This window comes from Bradyrhizobium sp. 1(2017), assembly GCF_011602485.2.
Taxonomy (GTDB): domain Bacteria; phylum Pseudomonadota; class Alphaproteobacteria; order Rhizobiales; family Xanthobacteraceae; genus Bradyrhizobium.
Map to the genome: position 1 here is coordinate 1 of NZ_CP050022.2, position 17,962 is coordinate 17,962.

The window sequence follows — 17,962 nt, forward strand, 5'->3', positions numbered from 1 at the left end:
ATGACAATGGAACAGGATCGCTGGTCACGCGTGAAGGGGCGGCTGCGCTCGAGCGTTGGCGAGGACGTCTACACGAGCTGGTTTGCCCGCATGGATCTGGAAGGCGTGCAGGACGAGAGCGTGCGGCTCTCGGTGCCGACCCGCTTCCTGAAGAGCTGGATCCAGGCCCATTATGCCGAGCGCGTGCTGTCGTGCTGGCAGGCCGAGATGCCGGAAGTGCATCGTATCGATCTCACGGTCCGCTCGGCGGTGCGCCCGGTCGTGCAGCCGAAGGAAGTGCCCGCCCCGATCGAGGCGCGCCGCGCACCGGCGCCGGAATTGCGCTCGACAGCGACCGCGCCGGTCTCGGCCAATCACGACGCGCTCGGCGGCTCCCCGCTCGATCCGCGCCTGACCTTCGCGAGCTTCGTCGTCGGCCGCTCCAACACGCTGGCGCATGCGGCCGCACGCCAGGTTGCCGAAGGACGCCGCGGCGATCCCGTCATGTTCAACCCGCTCTACATCCATGCCGGCGTCGGCCTCGGCAAGACGCACCTGCTCCAGGCGGTGACCTGGGCCGGCAATTCCGGCAACGAGCGCAAGGTGCTGTATCTCACGGCCGAGAAATTCATGTACGGCTTCGTCGCCGCGCTGAAGACGCAGACGGCGCTCGCCTTCAAGGAAGCGCTGCGCGGCATCGACGTGCTGGTGATCGACGACCTCCAGTTCCTGCAGGGCAAGTCGACGCAGGCCGAGTTCTGTCACACGCTGAACGCGTTGATCGACGCCGGCCGTCAGGTCGTGATCGCGGCCGACCGTCCGCCGTCCGACCTCGAAAGCCTGGACGATCGCGTCCGCTCCCGGCTCGCTGGCGGCCTCGTGGTCGAAATGGGCTCGCTCGGCGAGGAGCTGCGGCACGGCATCCTCAAGTCGCGCGTCGCCGCCGCCCGCGCCCATCATGCGACCTTCGAGGTGCCCGAGGAGGTGCTGCATTATCTGGCGCGCACCATCACCCATAACGGCCGCGACCTCGAAGGCGCGATCAACCGTCTGCTGGCGCATTCCAAGCTCAACAACCGTCCGGTGACGCTGGAAATGGCCGAGCACGAGGTGCGCGATCTGGTGCGGCCGCAGGAGCCGAAGCGGATCAAGATCGAGGACATCCAGCGCGTGGTGGCGCGGCAGTACAATGTCAGCCGTTCCGATCTGCTGTCCTCGCGCCGGACCGCCAACGTGGTCCGCCCGCGGCAGGTGGCGATGTATCTCGCCAAGACCCTGACCTTGCGCTCGCTCCCCGAGATCGGCCGCCGTTTCGGCGGACGCGACCACACCACGGTGCTGCACGCCGTGCGCAAGATCGAGGCCCTGGTCTCCAAGGACACGGCGCTGTCCGAGGAAGTGGAGTCGCTGAAGCGCCAGCTTCAGGAATAAACGCCTACCCCCCCTCGCTCTCAGCCGAGATCGTCATGCCCGGGCTTGTCCCGGGCATCCACGTTTCCCGGGCTGTAGGGCAAGCCGTGGATGGCCGGGACAAGCCCGGCCATGACGTTGTGGTGACTGGTCGGCGCCCCACCCGCCGACGACACGCGGGGCGCGCGGGAGCGGACCTACGTCCGGGCCGCGGCCTTCGGTTCAGCCGGTAAATCGTGGGGAACTGCCCCCCATCCCTTGAATCCCGGGGCCATCCGCGCCACCTTGCGCGACCCTGACGGCTTTGATCATATCGGGTGGATGATCCGGCTTTCCGGGGTCTTCGGTGCCGTGGCGCGCGTCCCGCAGCCCGGCCTTTCCAACGCTGTGTTTTCTTGGGGATCGGGCGAGTAGTGCAATGAAGGTTACGGTCGAACGCGCGCAACTCCTGAAGTCGCTGGGCCATGTCCACCGCGTGGTCGAGCGCCGCAACACGATTCCGATCCTGGGCAACGTGCTGGTCCGCGCCGAGAGCGCGAAATTGTCGCTGAAGGCGACCGACCTCGACCTCGAGGTGACCGAGACGCTGCCGGCGGAAACCGCGACCGCGGGCTCCACCACCGTGCCGGCGCACATGTTCTACGACATCGTGCGCAAGCTGCCGGACGGCTCGCAGATCGTGCTGGAAGCCGACGGCGACCGCGCGGTGCTGGCGATCCGCGCCGGCCGCTCGCGCTTCACGCTGCAGACGCTGCCGGAGAACGATTTCCCCGATCTGGCCGCCGGCGACATGTCGCACTCCTTCTCGCTCGCGGCCAAGGACGTCAAGCGGCTGATCGACCGCACCCAGTTCGCGATCTCCACCGAAGAGACGCGGTACTATCTCAACGGCATCTATCTGCACGCCGCCGGCTCGGCCAAGGCTGCCACCCTGCGCGGCGTTGCCACCGACGGCCACCGCCTCGCCCAGCTCGACCTGGTCCAGCCCAAGGGCGCCGAGGGCATGCCCGGCGTGATCGTGCCACGCAAGACGGTGGGCGAGGTGCAGCGCCTGATCGAGGACACCGAGGCCGAGATGACGATCGAGCTGTCGCAGGCCAAGATCCGCTTCACGATCGGCAACGTCGTGCTGACCTCGAAGCTGATCGACGGCACCTTCCCCGACTATGGCCGCGTCATCCCGCAGGGCAACGACAAGGAGCTCGTGGTCGACAAGAAGGATTTCGAGAACGCGGTCGACCGCGTCTCCACCATCTCCAGCGAGCGCGGCCGTGCGGTGAAGCTGTCGCTGTCGGCGGGCAAGCTGGTGCTGTCGGTGACCAATCCGGATTCCGGCAGCGCGACCGAAGAGCTCGAGGTCGAATACGCCTCCGACGCTCTCGATATCGGCTTCAACTCCCGCTATTTGCTCGACATCGCCGCCCAGATCGAAGGCGACGTCGCAACGCTCCGCCTCGCCGACCCCGGCTCCCCCACTTTGGTGCAGGACCGCGACGACAAGAGCGCGCTGTACGTGCTGATGCCGATGCGGGTGTGAGGGAATTTTTCTCCTCTCGTCATGGCCGGGCTTGACCCGGCCATCCATCAAACCAGATGACCTATTGGGTGTACATCCTCGCCAGCAAGCCCGGTGGAACCATCTATGTCGGCGTCACCAACAATCTAATCAGACGCGTCTACGAGCATCGCGAAGGTCTGGCGGACGGTTTCACCAAACGCTACGGCGTGAAGACCCTCGTCTATTTCGAGGCGCATGACACGATCGCCGCGGCCCTTCAGCGCGAGAAGAACATGAAGCACTGGTCACGCGAGTGGAAGATCGACCTGATTGTGAAGAGCAATCCCGCGTGGCGGGACCTATATGATGAAATTGTCCGCTGATGCGGACGATGGATTGCCGGGTCAAGCCCGGCAATGACGAGTTGATATGACCCCCTCCCGCATTCATCGCCTGACGCTGACGCATTTTCGCAATTACCGGGCGGCGGGGCTCGAGACGACGGCTGACATGGTGGCGCTGGTCGGGCCGAACGGGGCGGGCAAGACCAATTGCATCGAGGCGATCTCGTTCCTGTCGCCGGGGCGGGGCTTGCGCCGCGCGACGCTGGAAGACGTCGCCGACAACCAGGGCGACGGCTCCTGGGCAGTGTCGGCGCAGGTCGAGGGCGCGCTGGGGCTTGCGACGCTCGGCACCGGCATCGACGCGCCGCGGCCCGACGCTTCGGTGAGCCGGCGCTGCCGGATCGACCGCGAGCCGGTCAATTCGGCCACCAGCTTCGGCGATCACATCCGCATGGTGTGGCTGACGCCGGCGATGGACGGGCTGTTCATGGGCGCGGCCTCCGAGCGGCGGCGCTTCTTCGACCGCCTGGTGCTCGCCATCGACAGCGAGCATTCCAGCCGCATCTCCGCGCTGGAGCGTTCCCTGCGCTCGCGCAACCGCCTGCTCGAGACGCGCAATTACGACGACCATTGGTGTGACGCGATCGAGCGCGAGACCGCCGAGCTTGCGGTCGCGGTCGCCGCAACGCGCGGCCAGACCGCAGCGCGGCTGACCGGGATGCTGAACACGCGCGCGCAGGCGTCCGCCTTCCCCTCGGCCAAGATCGCGCTCGACGGCTGGATGGAGAATGCGCTGCTCCAGGAGACCGCGACATCGGTCGAGGATCGTTACCGCCAGATCCTGCGCGACAATCGCCCGCGCGATGCCATCGCCGGCCGCACCACCGACGGCCCGCATCTGACCGACCTCCAGGTCGTCTATGCGCCGAAGAGCATGCCGGCGCGCGATGCCTCGACCGGCGAGCAGAAGGCGCTGCTGATCGGCCTCGTGCTGGCACATGCGAGCCTGGTGGCCGAGATGACCGGCATCGTGCCGCTGCTGCTGCTCGACGAGGTGGTCGCGCATCTCGATCCGAACCGCCGTGCGGCGCTGTTCGACGAGCTGCAAAAGCTCGGCGCGCAGGTGTGGCTGACCGGCGCTGATCCTGCTGCTTTCGCCGAGATCGGCGCAGGCGGCGAAGTCTTTGACGTCGAAAGCGGACGAGTCTCGGCCCGACGCTAGGCCGCCGCATTGAACCCGCCCGTTTCCGGTCGCGACTAGCTGCTTGAGGCCGCAGGCCGCGGCCATCGCGCAGCACTCGGACATGCGCGATATCCTTGGAGCATGAGATGACGACGGTGAGGCATGGGGCGCGAGCCCCGGCACGATGGCGGGTGTTTGCGTGCGGCCTCGTCCTGCTTGCGGCCTGCCTGCTCGCGGCGAGCGCCGGCGCCTCGCTGCCGCATCTGTTTCCGACGACGCTCACGCTGGATTCCGATGCCAGGCTGCCCGCACCGACCCGTGACAGCTACAGGGGAATCCACACCACGCTGATGCAGGGCGTCGACGCACCGCTGCGCGTCAGGCTGGACGCCACCGTGCCCGCAGCGCTCGGTGACGTGCTCGCCTTCTATCGCACCGAGCTTCGAAAGCTCGGCTGGCAGGAGCAGCACGATGGCGCGGTGATCCGCGACGACCACGTCCAGCTCGCCTTCGTCTCGCCGCTGGGGCCGGCCGCGTTGAAGCTCGACCGCAGGGATTCCGGCACCTCGGTTCATCTCGTGCAGAAGAACGCGGAGACGGCGACCAAGGCAAACGTCCTGCCCGAGCCCGGGCAGGCAAAGCTGGTGTTCAGCAATACCGGCGAGCAGGAAGCCGTGCTCGAGATCAACGAGCGGATCATCCCGCGTCCGGCCGGCGCGAACGCGCTCGCGCTGGACCTCGTGCCCGGCAAATATCCCTACAGGCTTGACGTGCCGGGCCATCCCGCCAGCACGAACGTCCTCACCGTCGCAGCCGGCGACACCTGGGAGCTCTCGGTCGGGCGCGACGGTGACGCCTGGCCGCCGCTGCAGCTGTACTGAGCCTCGCCGAGTTTAGACCTTGGCGGAGTGCATGTGTTGAACCTCTCAGGTTCCCGCCACGACTCCTCGTCTGAGGCCGCGCGCCGACGGCGCAGCCTGCCAATGCGCAAGGGCATGACGACCCGCGCGACATCCGGGAGTTTGACAATGCCGATGATCCGGCGCGGGGCGCAAGTCCCGGCAAGATGGCTGCTGCTTGCCTGCGGCATTCTCGCGATGACGAGCACCTCGCGTCCCGCCGGCGCGGCAGACGACGGCATTGTCGACGTCCACACGCTGCCGCGGCTCGACGGCGCGGTGGAGGACGTGTCGCGTCCCGACAACCATCGCGTCGTCTACACCGTGCCGACCGCCGTGACCGCCACGTCGGAGGCCGCCAAGAAGCTGCTGAGCGCCGATGGCTGGGTGCCCTATGTGTACCCGCTTGACGAGAAAAGCACCGCGCTGAGCTTCAAGAAGGGACGGCAGGGACTGCGCGTCTCGCTCACGCAGGCGCGCGGGCGTCCCGACCAATCTGCCGTGTCCTACACGCCGAACCGGATCTATTCCAACGTGCCGTTCCCGGACGGCGCGACCGATCTCGTGTTCGACGAGACACGGCCCTATCTCGGCTGCATCGCGCCGGGCACGCTCGATGCGACCGTGACGCGCTTTGCGAAGGACATGGCGGCGATGGGATGGCGCAAGCTCACGCCCGAGACGGCCTCGCGCTGGCCCAATGCCGATCTCGGCGAAACCGTCCCGAACGGCGTGCGCGTCTTCTACGATCATCCCGACGGCGACACGACGCAGTTCTACAGGCAGAAGCCGGTGATGCTGACCCTGACGCGCCGCGATGACGGCCGCACCAATGTCGAGGTCAGGGTGGCGCCGTTCGCGCTGCCCCAGGAGCTCGAGGCCGACGACGACATGGCCGGCCTGCCGCGGCCGAAATGGACCAAATCTGCGCGGGGCCTTGGCAGCACAAGCTCCAACAAGCGCGAGATCTCGGCGGCTGCGATGGCCGAGCTGCCGGCCGTGCTCGCCTTCTATCATCGCGAGCTCGCCGCGCGCGGCTGGCAGGAGGATGGCACCGCGCCGCTCGCACCCGGCGACGAGGTTGCGATCAGGATCGCCTCGGCCGAGGAAACCGGCGTGCTGCGGCTCGGCCGCAAATATGATTTCACGATGATCAGCCTCATCGCGCAGGTGAAGGAATCGGCGCTGGCGGCCCGCGCCAAGGCGAAGAAAGAGGCCGACGCCAGGTTCCTGAGCGATGCCTTGGGTGCGGCCCAGCAGCTCATTGCCGCCGATGATATCAGGCGCAAGACGCGGGCCGCCTCCCTGTCGGATGCGCCGCTCACTGCGCTCGCCGACAGCAAGACGCCGGTGCCACTGCCCGAGAACGCCGAAGGCGTGACGTTCGAGGGCGGAGACGGCCGGCTGGAATTCTCCTCGGCGTCGAGCGTGAAGGCGCTCAGCAGCTTCTATCGCACGGCGCTGAAGGGCTCGGGCTGGAAGGAGCAGCCCTCCGTCATCAATCAGCCCAACATGGCGGTGATGGCGTTCTCGAAAGGCGGCAAGTCGATCTCGATGACCGTGATGCAGATGGGCCCGAAGGTGAATGTCCGCGCCGACGGCTCGGGCCTGGTGACGGAAGCGGCCAGGCCTGCGGCCGGCGCGGAGGTGGAGGTGCAGGCCAAATCCGCCGAGCCGCTCAAGCTCGATCCTGAGTCCCAGCTGCCCGTTCCGATGCAGCGTTCGCAAAAATCGTTTGCCACCACGAAGATACCGGGCGGCGAGGCGCCGCTCCGCCGCGAGCTGACAGCCAGCATTCCTGCGCCGCTCCAGGACGTCCTCGCCTTCTACCGTGCGGAGCTGTCCAAGCTCGGCTGGCAGGAAAAGGCCGACGCTGCAGCCGTGTCCGCAGAACGCGCGCAGATCGACTTCGCCTCGCCGCAAGGTCCGGCCGTGCTCAAGCTCGGCCGCGCCAAGGGCGAGACCACCGTCAACCTGGCGCAGAAGAATGCGGATGTCGCGGCCAAGGCCGACATCATGCCGAAGGCGGGACAAGCCAGGCTCATGCTCGGAAACATGGGAGCGAACGAGGCGTCGCTGACGATCAACAAGCAGACGGTGAAGATCGCGGCGGGTGCCGGCGGCCCACAATCGCCGAAAGGCCCGATGCTCGACCTGCCGCCCGGCAAGCACCAATACGCGCTCCGCCTGCCCGGACGCCCGGCCCAAACGGAGATCCTGACCGTCGCCGCGGGCGAAACCTGGGGCCTCCTGGTCGGCCCGGGCGGAGACGCGCTGCCGCTGCAGATGTACTGAGGCTGCGCGCTTTCAGATTCTCGGTGCTGTCATGGCCGGGCTTGTCCCGCCCATGACGACACCGGATGAGTGCAGCAAAACCGCTCGGAACCATCCTTCCCGGCCCGCAAAATCCACGCCTTTGGAGACCCGGAACGGGCTCCCGAATCTGGCTTTTTGCGAGCCTCGGAATCGGCCTGCAAAAGCCTTGAAAACTCGTTGAAAAACCCCATCTGCTCAAAGGGTTGCCAGAAGATACTTTGCGCTAGGCGCAAACCCTCTTTCATGGCACAAATAGCCTGCAAATCAGCGCCTTCTGCGCCGCTGATTCGGGCGACATCTCGAAGGCCTCTCATGACAGAACCTGCTCGGCAGCCCGCTGCCGAAAACGAGCCCTCCATCGCGAGCGAATACGGTGCGGAATCGATCCGCGTGCTCAAGGGTCTCGATGCCGTCCGCAAGCGTCCCGGCATGTATATCGGCGACACCGACGACGGCTCGGGCCTGCACCATATGGTCTACGAGGTCGTCGACAACGCCATCGACGAGGCGCTGGCGGGCCACGCCTCGCGCGTCGACGTCGTGCTCAATGCCGACAATTCCGTCACGGTGCGTGACGACGGCCGCGGCATTCCCGTCGACATCCACAAGGGCGAAGGCATCTCCGCGGCCGAGGTCATCATGACCCAGCTCCACGCCGGCGGAAAATTCGACCAGAACTCCTACAAGGTCTCCGGCGGCCTGCACGGCGTCGGCGTTTCCGTGGTCAACGCGCTCTCCAGCAAGCTCGGCCTGCGGATCTGGCGCGACGACAAGGAGCACTACATCGAGTTCGCCCATGGCGATGCCGTCGCACCGCTGAAGGTGGTCGGCGATGCGCCGGGCCGGCGCGGCACCGAAGTGACGTTCCTGGCCTCGACCGAGACCTTCAAGAACATCGAATATGATTTCGCCACGCTCGAGCATCGCCTGCGCGAGCTCGCCTTCCTCAATTCCGGCGTCAACATCGCCCTTTCCGACATGCGCCACGCGGTCGAGAAGCGCGAGGAGATGCACTATTCCGGCGGCGTCGAGGAGTTCGTCAAATATCTCGACCGCAACAAGAAGGCACTGGTGCCCGCGCCGATCATGGTGCGCTCGGAAGCCAACGGCATCGGCGTCGAGGCCGCGTTGTGGTGGAACGACAGCTACCACGAGAACGTGCTGTGCTTCACCAACAACATCCCGCAGCGCGACGGCGGCACCCATCTGGCCGGCTTCCGCGGCGCGCTGACGCGCCAGGTCAATGGCTATGCCGAGGCCAACGCGAAGAAGGAAAAGATCGCGCTGACCGGCGACGACTGCCGCGAAGGCTTGACGGCCGTGCTGTCGGTGAAGGTGCCCGATCCGAAATTTTCGTCGCAGACCAAGGACAAGCTGGTGTCCTCGGAAGTGCGTCCCGTGGTCGAGAACGTCCTCAACGAGGCGCTTCAGGCCTGGTTCGAGGAGCACCCGAGCGAAGCCAAGATGATCGTCGGCAAGGTGATCCAGGCGGCAGCTGCCCGCGAAGCCGCGCGAAAGGCGCGCGAGCTGACGCGCAAGAGCCCGCTCTCGGTCTCCTCGCTGCCCGGCAAGCTCGCCGACTGCCAGGAAAAGGACCCGGCCAAGTCCGAACTCTTCATCGTCGAGGGTGACTCGGCAGGCGGCAGCGCCAAGCAAGGCCGCAACCGCGAATTCCAGGCCGTCTTGCCGCTCCGCGGCAAGATCCTCAACGTGGAACGCGTCCGCCCCGACAAGATGCTGTCGAGCGAGCAGATCGGAACGCTGATTACCGCGCTCGGCACCGGCATCAGCGACGAGTTCTCGGTCGAGAAGCTGCGCTATCACAAGATCATCGTGATGACGGACGCCGACGTCGACGGCGCCCACATCCGCACGCTGCTCCTGACCTTCTTCTACCGGCAGATGCGCGACATCATCGACGGCGGCTATCTCTATATCGCCCAGCCGCCGCTCTATAAGGTCTCCAGAGGCAAGTCCGAGCAGTATTTGAAGGACGAGCGCGCGCTGGAGGACTATCTGATCGACGCCGGGCTCGACGACTGCGTGTACATCCCCGGCACCGGCGGCGACCGGTCCGGCCGCGATCTGCGCGCGCTGGTCGACGATGCCCGCGTCGTCCGCAGCATCCTTCGCAACCTGCACAGCCGCTATAACCGCAAGGTGGTCGAGCAGGCCGCGATCACCGGCGTGCTGAACAAGTCGGTCTACGGCAATCCCGAGAACGCCGCGGCCGCGGCGCAGTACATTGCGACCCGGCTGGACAGCCAGGCCGAGGAGGTCGAGCGCGGCTGGGTCGGTCAATTCGTCGAAGGCCAGGGCTTCCTGTTCGAGCGCACCGTGCGCGGCGTCAAGGAAGCGGCGGTCATCGACGACGCCCTGCTCGGCTCGGCCGAAGCCCGCAAGCTCGACGAGTACGCGCCCAAACTCCAGGACGTCTACGCCCGCTCCGGCAAGCTGCGCCGCAAGGACAGCGAGCACGTGGTGCACGGTCCGTCCGACCTGTTCGAAGCGGTCACCGAGTCCGGCCGCAAGGGCATCACGCTCCAGCGCTACAAAGGTCTCGGCGAGATGAACCCGGAACAGCTCTGGGAGACCACGCTCGATACCGAGGTGCGCTCGCTTCTGCAGGTGAAGGTCAAGGAGGTCGACGAGGCCGACGACATCTTCACCAAGCTGATGGGCGACGTGGTCGAGCCGCGCCGCGACTTCATCCAGGAACACTCGCTGAGCGCGACGATCGACATCTGAGGCCGTTTGGCTCTGGACAGTCTTCATGGCCGGGCTTGCCCCGGGCATGACGATGTGGGTGCACATGGGCTGAACCTCACCCCCCGCCGTCGCGACGAAGTGGCATGAACCCGTAAGGCCAGTTTCGGCCGGGAAGCCCTCATGCCATGACCGCCTCTGCAGCGACCAGTTCCACCGTGCCCTCCCGACGCCTCGGCATCATCGGCAGCATTGTGGGCGTGCTGGCGCTGATGGCGGCGGTGCTGCCGCATTGGGTCGTGCCGCTCGTGTTTCCGCCGCCGCCGGCGGACAAGGTGATCGTCGATACCGGACATCGCATCAAGGACCGTATCGTCGCGAAGGTGAAGGGCGCGGAGTACCAGGCGCCGAAGGTCGAGAAATCCGCGGGGCGAAGCTGGAGTGAAACCGCCTCCGTCACCGCGATCTCGCTCGGCCTGCTCGCCATCCTGCTCTCGGTGCTCTCGCTGATCTTCAGGGAAGAACGGCTGCTTGCCGCCGTCGCCGCCACCCTCGGCACCGGCGCCATCGCGATCGAAATCTCGTTCTTCATGATCGGGGCGCTGATCCTGATCGCGATCCTCTATGTGATCGGGAATATCATCGGGCTGTTCTAGAGGCTGCGTCCTGCCACAAGCTCCAGACGACGGGTGCGAGCCCGCCCGGCGCAATTGCTCCCGCGCTCAAATCTCTGTAGTTTCCGCCCGAAACAGCCCCGCCCACCTCACAGGATAGCGAGAACCACGTGGCGCCCATCCAATACATCGTCGAGGGCGGTCACCGGCTCTCGGGCTCGATCGAGCCGTCCGGCAACAAGAATTCGGCGCTGCCGATCATCGCCGCCGCCCTGCTCACCGAGCATCCGGTGACGCTTCAGAACGTGCCGCGCATCCGCGATACCGAGACGCTGGTCGAGCTGGTCCGCTCGGTCGGTGCGTCCGCGGAGTGGGCCGAGCGCAATACGCTGCATATCCACGCCAAGAGCATCCGCGCCGCCGATCTCGACCCCGAGCTGTGCGTCCGCATCCGCGCCTCGATCCTGCTTGCGGGTCCCCTGCTCGCCCGCTGCGGCGAAGTGATGCTGCCGCCGCCCGGCGGCGACGTCATCGGCCGGCGCCGGCTGGACACCCATGTGCTGGCGCTGGAACAGCTGGGAGCCAAGGTCACCGCGACCGATCGGCTCGAATTCCGCGCACCAAAGCTTGCCGGCGCGGACGTGTTCCTGGACGAGCCGAGCGTCACCGCGACCGAGAACGCGCTGGTCGCGGCGGTCGCCGCCGACGGCGTCACCTATTTGCGCAATGCCGCGTCCGAGCCGCATGTGCAGGATCTCGCCAACTTCCTGGTCGCGCTCGGCGCCAGGATCGAGGGCATCGGCACCAACACCATGGTCGTGCATGGACAGGCGACGCTGGGCGGTGCGACCTACAGGATCCAGCCCGACCATATCGAGGTAGGCTCGCTGATCGGCCTTGCCGCCGTCACACGCTCTCCGCTTCGCATCACCCGCGCCGGCGTCGAGCATCTGCGCTCGATCCGCATGGGGTTCGAGCGGCTCGGCATCATCTGCCGCGTCGAGGGCGACGACCTGATCGTGCCCTCCAACCAGACATTGAAGATCCAGGACGACTTCGGCGGCCACGTGCCCAAGCTCGAGGACCAGCCCTGGCCGGCCTTCCCTGCCGATCTGATGTCGATCGCGATCGTCACCGCCACGCAATGCGAGGGCGTGATCCTGATGTTCGAGAAGATGTTCGAATCGCGGATGTTCTTCGTCGACAAGCTGATCGCGATGGGCGCGCGCATCGTGCTGTGCGATCCGCACCGCGCCATCATCGCCGGCCCCAGCCGCCTGCGCGGCGCCTCGATGATCTCGCCCGACATCCGCGCCGGCATGGCAATGCTGCTCGCGGCCGTCTGCGCCGAGGGCACCTCCACGATCAACAACGCCGACCAGATCGAGCGCGGCTATGAGCGCATCGAGGAACGGCTGAACGCGCTGGGCGCGAAGATCAAGCGCGTGCCGGAGCGAAAGGGCTGAGGCCCTCCTTCGCCTCTTCAATCTGAAAATGGTCTCGTGCCCCGGACGCGGCGCAGCACGCACGTGATGCGCTGCTGAGCCGGGGCCCATGCGGCAGAAAACCGCGCTAGCGATTCTGGGTCCCGGCTCAGCGCCGCACCGCTTCGCGCTGCGGCGCGTCCGGGACACGAGAATGGAGCCATGCTTTCGACGTGTGGCTGTGCTAAGCACCGGCCATGCTCGACACCGTCCAGCCCCGTCCGCAGCCGCAAGCCGGCGTGCCGCAGAACCATCTCGCCGATGAATTCGCCGAGACGCTGCGGCTGGCCGTGCCGCTGATGCTGACGCAGCTCGGGCAGATCGCGATGATCACGACCGATCTTGCGATGATCGGCCGGCTCGGCGAGGATTCGGTGGCCGCGGCGGCGCTGGCGCATACGGTCTATTTCGTCAGCTTCACCTTCGGGCTCGGATTGATGTCGGCGGTGTCGCCGCTCGCCGCGCAGGCCTTTGGCGCCGGCGACGTCAAGCTGATCCGCCGCTCCTTGCGCGTCGGGTTGTGGGTCGCGCTGCTGATCTCGCTGCCGATGATGGCCTCGCCGCTCTATGGCGAGCAGATCCTGCTCGCGCTCGGGCAGGCGCGCGATTCCGCCGCGCTGGCCCAGCGCTATCTCAACGGGCTGGCCTGGGGTATCGCGCCGGCGCTCGGCTTCATCGCGCTGCGCAGCATGATGAGCGCGGTGAACCGGCCGCAGGCGCCGCTGTGGATCACGGTTGCAGCGATCCCGGCAAATGCCGCACTGGTCTACGTCCTGATCCACGGCTGGTTCGGCCTGCCCGAGCTCGGCCTGTTCGGCGCGGGGCTTGCGACCACGCTGGTCAATCTCGGCACCTTCCTCGCCGCGCTCGCCATCGCCGCATGGCGCAAGCCGTTTGCGGACTATCACCCGCTGGCGCGCCTCTGGCGAATCGACTGGCCCTTGATGCGCCAGCTCATCGCGATCGGCGCACCGATCTCGTTCTCGCTGCTGATGGAATACGGCCTGTTCTCCTCGGCTGCGCTGCTGATGGGGTTGATCTCGACCGCCGCGATCGCCGCGCATCAGATCGCGCTCCAGGTCACGGCCGTGCTGTTCATGGTTCCGCTCGGCATCGGCATGGCCGCGACCGTGCGCGTCGGTCACGCCTTCGGCCGGGGCGAGCCGGCGGCGGTGAAGCGCGCCGGGCTGGTCGCGGCCGTGCTCGGCATCGCGCTGGTCTCCGCACTGACCATCGCGATCATCCTCGGCCGCTACCAGCTCGGACGGCTGTTCTTCGGCGGCGGCGAGGCTAGCGCGGCGACCGTCGAGCTGACGGCGACGCTGCTGGTGGTCGGCGCGACCTTCTTCATCGCCGACGGCCTCCAGACCATCATGGGCGGCGCGCTGCGCGGCATCAACGACACCAGGATGACGCTGCTGTTCGCCGTGATCGGCTATTGGTGCGTCGCCTTCCCGACCGCATGGCTGCTGGCCTTCAACGCTGGGCTCGGCGCGGTCGGCGTCTGGGTCGGTTTCTCGGTCGGGACCTTCGTCTATGCCGGGCTCCTGATCTTGCGCTTCAGGATGCTGACGCGCAGACTGGCGGGATGATCGGGACCGTCCGCGAAGTCACTCCCAATGTCGATGCCAACGCGCTGCTATCAGGCGCCCAGTTCATCGACGCGTTTCGCGTGGAGATCGGGGCAGCCACGGTGAATGCCCGCGACGCCTGCACCCGGATGGTGCTGCACGGGCCGCGCTGGATCGATGCGCTGCTGCGCCTCCGCAACATTCTGGTGACGCCATTCGGGCTGAAAACATCAGGCGAGGGCGCGCCGGCCCCGCATGGCGTGATCGGCTTGTTTCCGGTGCTGAGCGAGACGCCGGAGCGGCTGGTCGCGGGCTTCGACGATTCTCATCTCGACTTCCGCATCGTGGTCGATGTGACGCGCGATGCCGCGGGCCGACAGGTCACCTCGACCACGCTGGTCCGGACGCATAATCTGCTCGGCCGGACCTACCTCAAGCTCATCATGCCGTTCCACAAGCTCGTGGTCCGCAGCATGATGGGACGGATCGTGGCGCCGGCGCGATGACGCTCAAGCCGCCGGCTTCGATCTCGCCGCGATGGATGCCGCGAACACCGCCGGTGCTCAGCCCACCGGCCCGGGGGTCCAATTGTCCCCTGCAAGCGGACTGACTCTCACGCCAGGAATGACTCCGAGGTCCATGCTCGGATCGAAATGGCGCATCGTCCGCTCATTGAGGTCAATGATGCGGCCAGGTCTCAGCGGCCCCACGTCATTTATCTTGACGATGACCTTCTTGCCCGCGGCCTCGACAAGGGCATATTTGGGCTTCGCGCCAAATTCGACCCCACCAAATTTCCGACGCAGGCTCGTCTTGATGGCAGCCGTCCAGGCAGAGGGATCATAACGCTCCCCGGAGGCTGTCTTTGGACCGCCCTCCTCCTTGCCGGGCTTGAACGGATTGTAAGTGGACGCCGCGCCAACGATGGCCTCGCCAGAGGCGGCATCGACGACGGCACTTGAGTGGTCCCCACGCGTTTCACTGCGAGCAACGGCAACAGAAGTGACAAGCGCAACCAGGGCGCCGCAAATTGCGGCGCTCGAGCGGAATAGCATCATAAGTCCTGTGATTTTTTGGATTGTCCGGTTCCAGAACCGCAAATTTGGTCAAGCGAACGCAGAAGCGTTCATGAACTTGCCAATCGCTTTGCGGATTCGAGCCAACCCCTGGCTGCGGAACCGTCGTGGGAACCGGAGAGGTCCTCACGCAGTGTTTTAGCTTCGCACGACTAAGACAGAGATTGCGTCAGCAGCATGACCCGATGGAACCCGGTGCGTGCAGCATTTCACGGCCAAGCCGCGCGAGGTTCATGCCGTCGAAAGCCGACGTTGATGCGAACACGCCCGAACTCACTCCGCAACGCGCGCGGACTTGTCGGCCGAGGCCTCCGACCATTCGCCGACGACGCGATCGAGATCGCAGAGATTCTGGTGCATCTGCTCCAGTGAGAATCCGAGTGCGAAGAAGCGCTCGGCGGTGTCGCCGGGCTGACCGCGGATCAGGCCGTCGTGACGGACGGCGGCGACCGCCTCGGCATAATGCTGGAGCGCGACGTGAACGGGATGGATCGGCGGCGCGCCGGCGCCTTCGCGCAAGGCAGCGGCGGCCGAACGCAGGAAGCGTGCGATCACCGTCGAGACCTCCGTCAGCGGACCTGCGAGCCGCGTCTGCACGTCGGCCGGTAACGGCACCACGGTGGCGCGGCCGATCATCACGACGTCATGCCGCAGGCGCAGGATGGTTCGCAGCAATGGTCCGGTATCCGGCCCGCTCGACAGGCGTGCGGCGCGCTCGCGCTCGGCTTCGGCGCCGATCGCGTTGAGGTTGACCATGGCCGTGCCGATGCCGTCCTGGATCCGGTGCAGGGCGTCGTTGTCGCGGCCGCGCGTCAGACCGGCGAGCAGCTCGGTGAAGGCATCCGCGATCAGCTCGAGCAGCTTTGCCGCGCTGGCTCGGATCTGCCGCACCGCGCGCGAGGGCAGCACCAGGAAGGAGACCAGCAGACCGGTGATCGCGCCGACGGCGACCTCGCTGACCCGATCGACCGCCGAGGTGATGGGGTCGGAATGGTGCATGGTCGGAACCAGCAGCACGATCACGGCCGTGACCGTCGCGGCGCTGAGGCTCGGATTGATCGCGGCGATAAAGGCGAGCGGGGCGACCGAGAGCACCAGCAGTCCCAACAGGCCGGCTTCGCTGGAATAGGGGATCAGGATCGCGATGGCGCCGCCATAAATGGCGCCGCCGATGGTGCCGAGCATGTAGTCGCGCGTCGCCTTCAGCGAGCGGCCGACGCTCATCTGGGTCACGATCAGCGACGTCAGCACCGCCCAGAGCGGCAAGAGCAGATGCAGCGCAGTGGCGACGGCATAGGCCGCTACCGCCGCCACCGTGACCCGGATCGCCAGCCCCAATTGCGTCCTGCGCGCCCGGACCCGGTCGAACAGCTCTCTTGCGCGTGTCATCGTCAACGTCCCGGTCCGATCCTCTCGAGCGAGGCAAAAGCATGGCTGATGCCCGCCCCCGCAAGGCCGCTTGAAAGGCGAAATCAGCCCGCCTAACTTGCCGGCCAAAACGAGGAAACACGATGGCTCACGAAACCGCAACGCTCGCCGCCTACGTCTTCAATCTGAAATACCAGGATATTCCTGCGGAGGTGCTGGACCGCGCCAAGGTGCTGACGCTGGATTTCCTCGGCAGCGCCATCCGCGCCCGCAGCGAGGCGGAATCGACCCCGTCGATCCTGAAGACGCTGGAGGCGCTCGCGCTCGACACCAAGGGCGAGTCCACCGTGTTCGGCGACAGCAAGACCTGGACGCCGGCGGTCGCAGCCCTGCTCAACGGCGCGCTGGGACATTCGCTCGATTTCGACGATACCCACGCCGATTCCTCGCTGCATCCGAGCGCACCGGTGGTGCCGGCTGCCTTCGCCGTCGGCGAGATGGTCGGCGCATCGGGCCGCGACGTGCTGACGGCGATCGTCGCGGGCTATGAGGTCTGCTGCCGGCTCGGCAACGCGCTCGACCCGACCTCGCACTACGCGCGCGGCTTCCATCCGACCGCAACCGCCGGCACCTATGGCGCGGCCGCAGCGGCGGCAAAACTGTTCGGCCTCTCCGAGCAGCAGATCATCGCCGCCTTCGGCGTCTCCGGCAGCCAGGCCGCGGGCTCGCTGCAATTCCTGGTCAACGGCGCCTGGAACAAGCGCTACCAGGTCGGCGCCGCCGCGATGAACGGCGTGATCGCCGCGACGCTGGCGCGCAACGATTTCGTCGGCGCGACCGAATCGGTCGAGGGCAAGCACGGCCTGCTCGCCGGCTACACCGACGACGCGCATCCGGACAAGGCGGTCGCCGAGCTCGGCAAGACCTACGAAACCATGAAGATCGGCGTGAAGCCCTATCCGAGCTGCCGCTATACCCACGCGGCGATCGACGCGCTGATCGCGATGCGGCGCGAACACAATCTGACGCCGGACCAGGTCAAGCGCGTCGAGATCGGCCTGCATCGCAACGGCATCACGCTGACCGGCGATGCCGCGACCAAGCGGCATCCGCGCTCGATCGTCGGCGGCCAGTTCTCGATGTTCTTCACAGGCGCGCTCGCGCTCGACCAGGGCTCGTTCGGCTGGGACGACTACAACCGCCTCGGAGATGCCGCCATCGACGCGCTCGCCGACAAGTTCGACGTGGTGCAGGACGACCGGCTGGAAGCCGGCCGCACCCATCCGTTCGGCGCCCGCGTCAGCATCACCACCGACGACGGCGTGCACGAGCGGCTCTATGCCGATCCCTCGGGCGAGCCGACGTCTTTCCCGGATGCGCAGGCCATGCAGCAGAAATTCTTGACGCTGGCCCGCCCGGTGCTGAATGCGCGCGCGGAAAAGTTTGCGGATGCGATCATGACGCTGGAGCGGTTCGACCGCGTGGCGAAGGCGACGGAGCTGGGGCGGTAGTAA

The 17,962-nt window shown here is 66.7% G+C and carries 14 protein-coding genes; 12 read left to right on the forward strand and 2 right to left on the reverse strand.

Going from position 1 to position 17,962, the window contains the following annotated elements:
* The 11 genes from dnaA to HAP40_RS00055 all read left to right on the forward strand — a co-directional run bounded on the left by dnaA (nucleotide 1) and on the right by HAP40_RS00055 (nucleotide 14,510).
* Nucleotides 1-1,410 (forward strand): chromosomal replication initiator protein DnaA, encoded by a 1,410-nt coding sequence (gene dnaA / locus HAP40_RS00005; RefSeq protein ID WP_166811939.1) that lies wholly within the window; start codon nucleotides 1-3, stop codon nucleotides 1,408-1,410.
* A 397-nt stretch (nucleotides 1,411-1,807) separates the two neighbouring features.
* On the forward strand, nucleotides 1,808-2,926 hold the full coding sequence (dnaN, locus tag HAP40_RS00010) for a DNA polymerase III subunit beta (RefSeq protein WP_166811937.1): 1,119 nt from the start codon (nucleotides 1,808-1,810) through the stop codon (nucleotides 2,924-2,926).
* A 56-nt stretch (nucleotides 2,927-2,982) separates the two neighbouring features.
* Nucleotides 2,983-3,270, forward strand: coding sequence for a GIY-YIG nuclease family protein (locus HAP40_RS00015; protein ID WP_166811935.1), 288 nt, complete (start codon nucleotides 2,983-2,985; stop codon nucleotides 3,268-3,270).
* A 46-nt stretch (nucleotides 3,271-3,316) separates the two neighbouring features.
* Nucleotides 3,317-4,453: a DNA replication/repair protein RecF gene (gene recF / locus HAP40_RS00020; protein ID WP_166811933.1), complete on the forward strand. Its 1,137-nt coding sequence runs from the start codon at nucleotides 3,317-3,319 to the stop codon at nucleotides 4,451-4,453.
* A 107-nt stretch (nucleotides 4,454-4,560) separates the two neighbouring features.
* Nucleotides 4,561-5,295, forward strand: a complete 735-nt coding sequence (locus HAP40_RS00025) for a hypothetical protein (protein WP_166811931.1) — start codon at nucleotides 4,561-4,563, stop codon at nucleotides 5,293-5,295.
* A gap of 147 nt (nucleotides 5,296-5,442) precedes the next feature.
* Nucleotides 5,443-7,608: a hypothetical protein gene (locus tag HAP40_RS00030; protein WP_166811929.1), complete on the forward strand. Its 2,166-nt coding sequence runs from the start codon at nucleotides 5,443-5,445 to the stop codon at nucleotides 7,606-7,608.
* A 333-nt stretch (nucleotides 7,609-7,941) separates the two neighbouring features.
* The gene (gyrB, locus tag HAP40_RS00035; RefSeq protein ID WP_166811927.1) at nucleotides 7,942-10,377 is read left to right on the forward strand and encodes a DNA topoisomerase (ATP-hydrolyzing) subunit B; all 2,436 of its coding nucleotides are present in this window, start codon (nucleotides 7,942-7,944) and stop codon (nucleotides 10,375-10,377) included.
* A gap of 146 nt (nucleotides 10,378-10,523) precedes the next feature.
* Nucleotides 10,524-10,991, forward strand: coding sequence for a hypothetical protein (locus HAP40_RS00040; RefSeq protein WP_166811925.1), 468 nt, complete (start codon nucleotides 10,524-10,526; stop codon nucleotides 10,989-10,991).
* Between the two features lie 128 nt (nucleotides 10,992-11,119).
* Entirely contained in the window at nucleotides 11,120-12,415 is a 1,296-nt protein-coding gene (gene murA, locus HAP40_RS00045) for a UDP-N-acetylglucosamine 1-carboxyvinyltransferase (protein ID WP_166811923.1), read from the forward strand.
* Nucleotides 12,416-12,630: 215 nt separating this feature from the next.
* Nucleotides 12,631-14,025, forward strand: coding sequence for an MATE family efflux transporter (locus HAP40_RS00050; RefSeq protein ID WP_166811921.1), 1,395 nt, complete (start codon nucleotides 12,631-12,633; stop codon nucleotides 14,023-14,025).
* Nucleotides 14,022-14,510, forward strand: coding sequence for a DUF2867 domain-containing protein (locus tag HAP40_RS00055; protein ID WP_166811919.1), 489 nt, complete (start codon nucleotides 14,022-14,024; stop codon nucleotides 14,508-14,510). Before HAP40_RS00050 ends, HAP40_RS00055 begins: the two co-directional genes overlap by 4 nt.
* A gap of 57 nt (nucleotides 14,511-14,567) precedes the next feature.
* Here the strand turns inward: HAP40_RS00055 and HAP40_RS00060 are convergent, their stop codons facing one another.
* Together HAP40_RS00060 and HAP40_RS00065 are read right to left on the reverse strand one after the other, a co-directional pair.
* Entirely contained in the window at nucleotides 14,568-15,062 is a 495-nt protein-coding gene (locus tag HAP40_RS00060; protein ID WP_208024841.1) for a septal ring lytic transglycosylase RlpA family protein, read from the reverse strand.
* Nucleotides 15,063-15,353: 291 nt separating this feature from the next.
* A complete protein-coding gene (locus HAP40_RS00065; RefSeq protein ID WP_166811915.1) occupies nucleotides 15,354-16,469 on the reverse strand; it encodes an FUSC family protein in 1,116 nt (371 codons plus the stop codon).
* Nucleotides 16,470-16,591: 122 nt separating this feature from the next.
* On the opposite strand from HAP40_RS00065, the gene HAP40_RS00070 reads away from it, so the two are divergent.
* Complete coding sequence (locus HAP40_RS00070) at nucleotides 16,592-17,959, forward strand: MmgE/PrpD family protein (protein ID WP_166811913.1); 1,368 nt, start codon at nucleotides 16,592-16,594, stop codon at nucleotides 17,957-17,959.
* Nucleotides 17,960-17,962 lie beyond the last annotated feature (3 nt).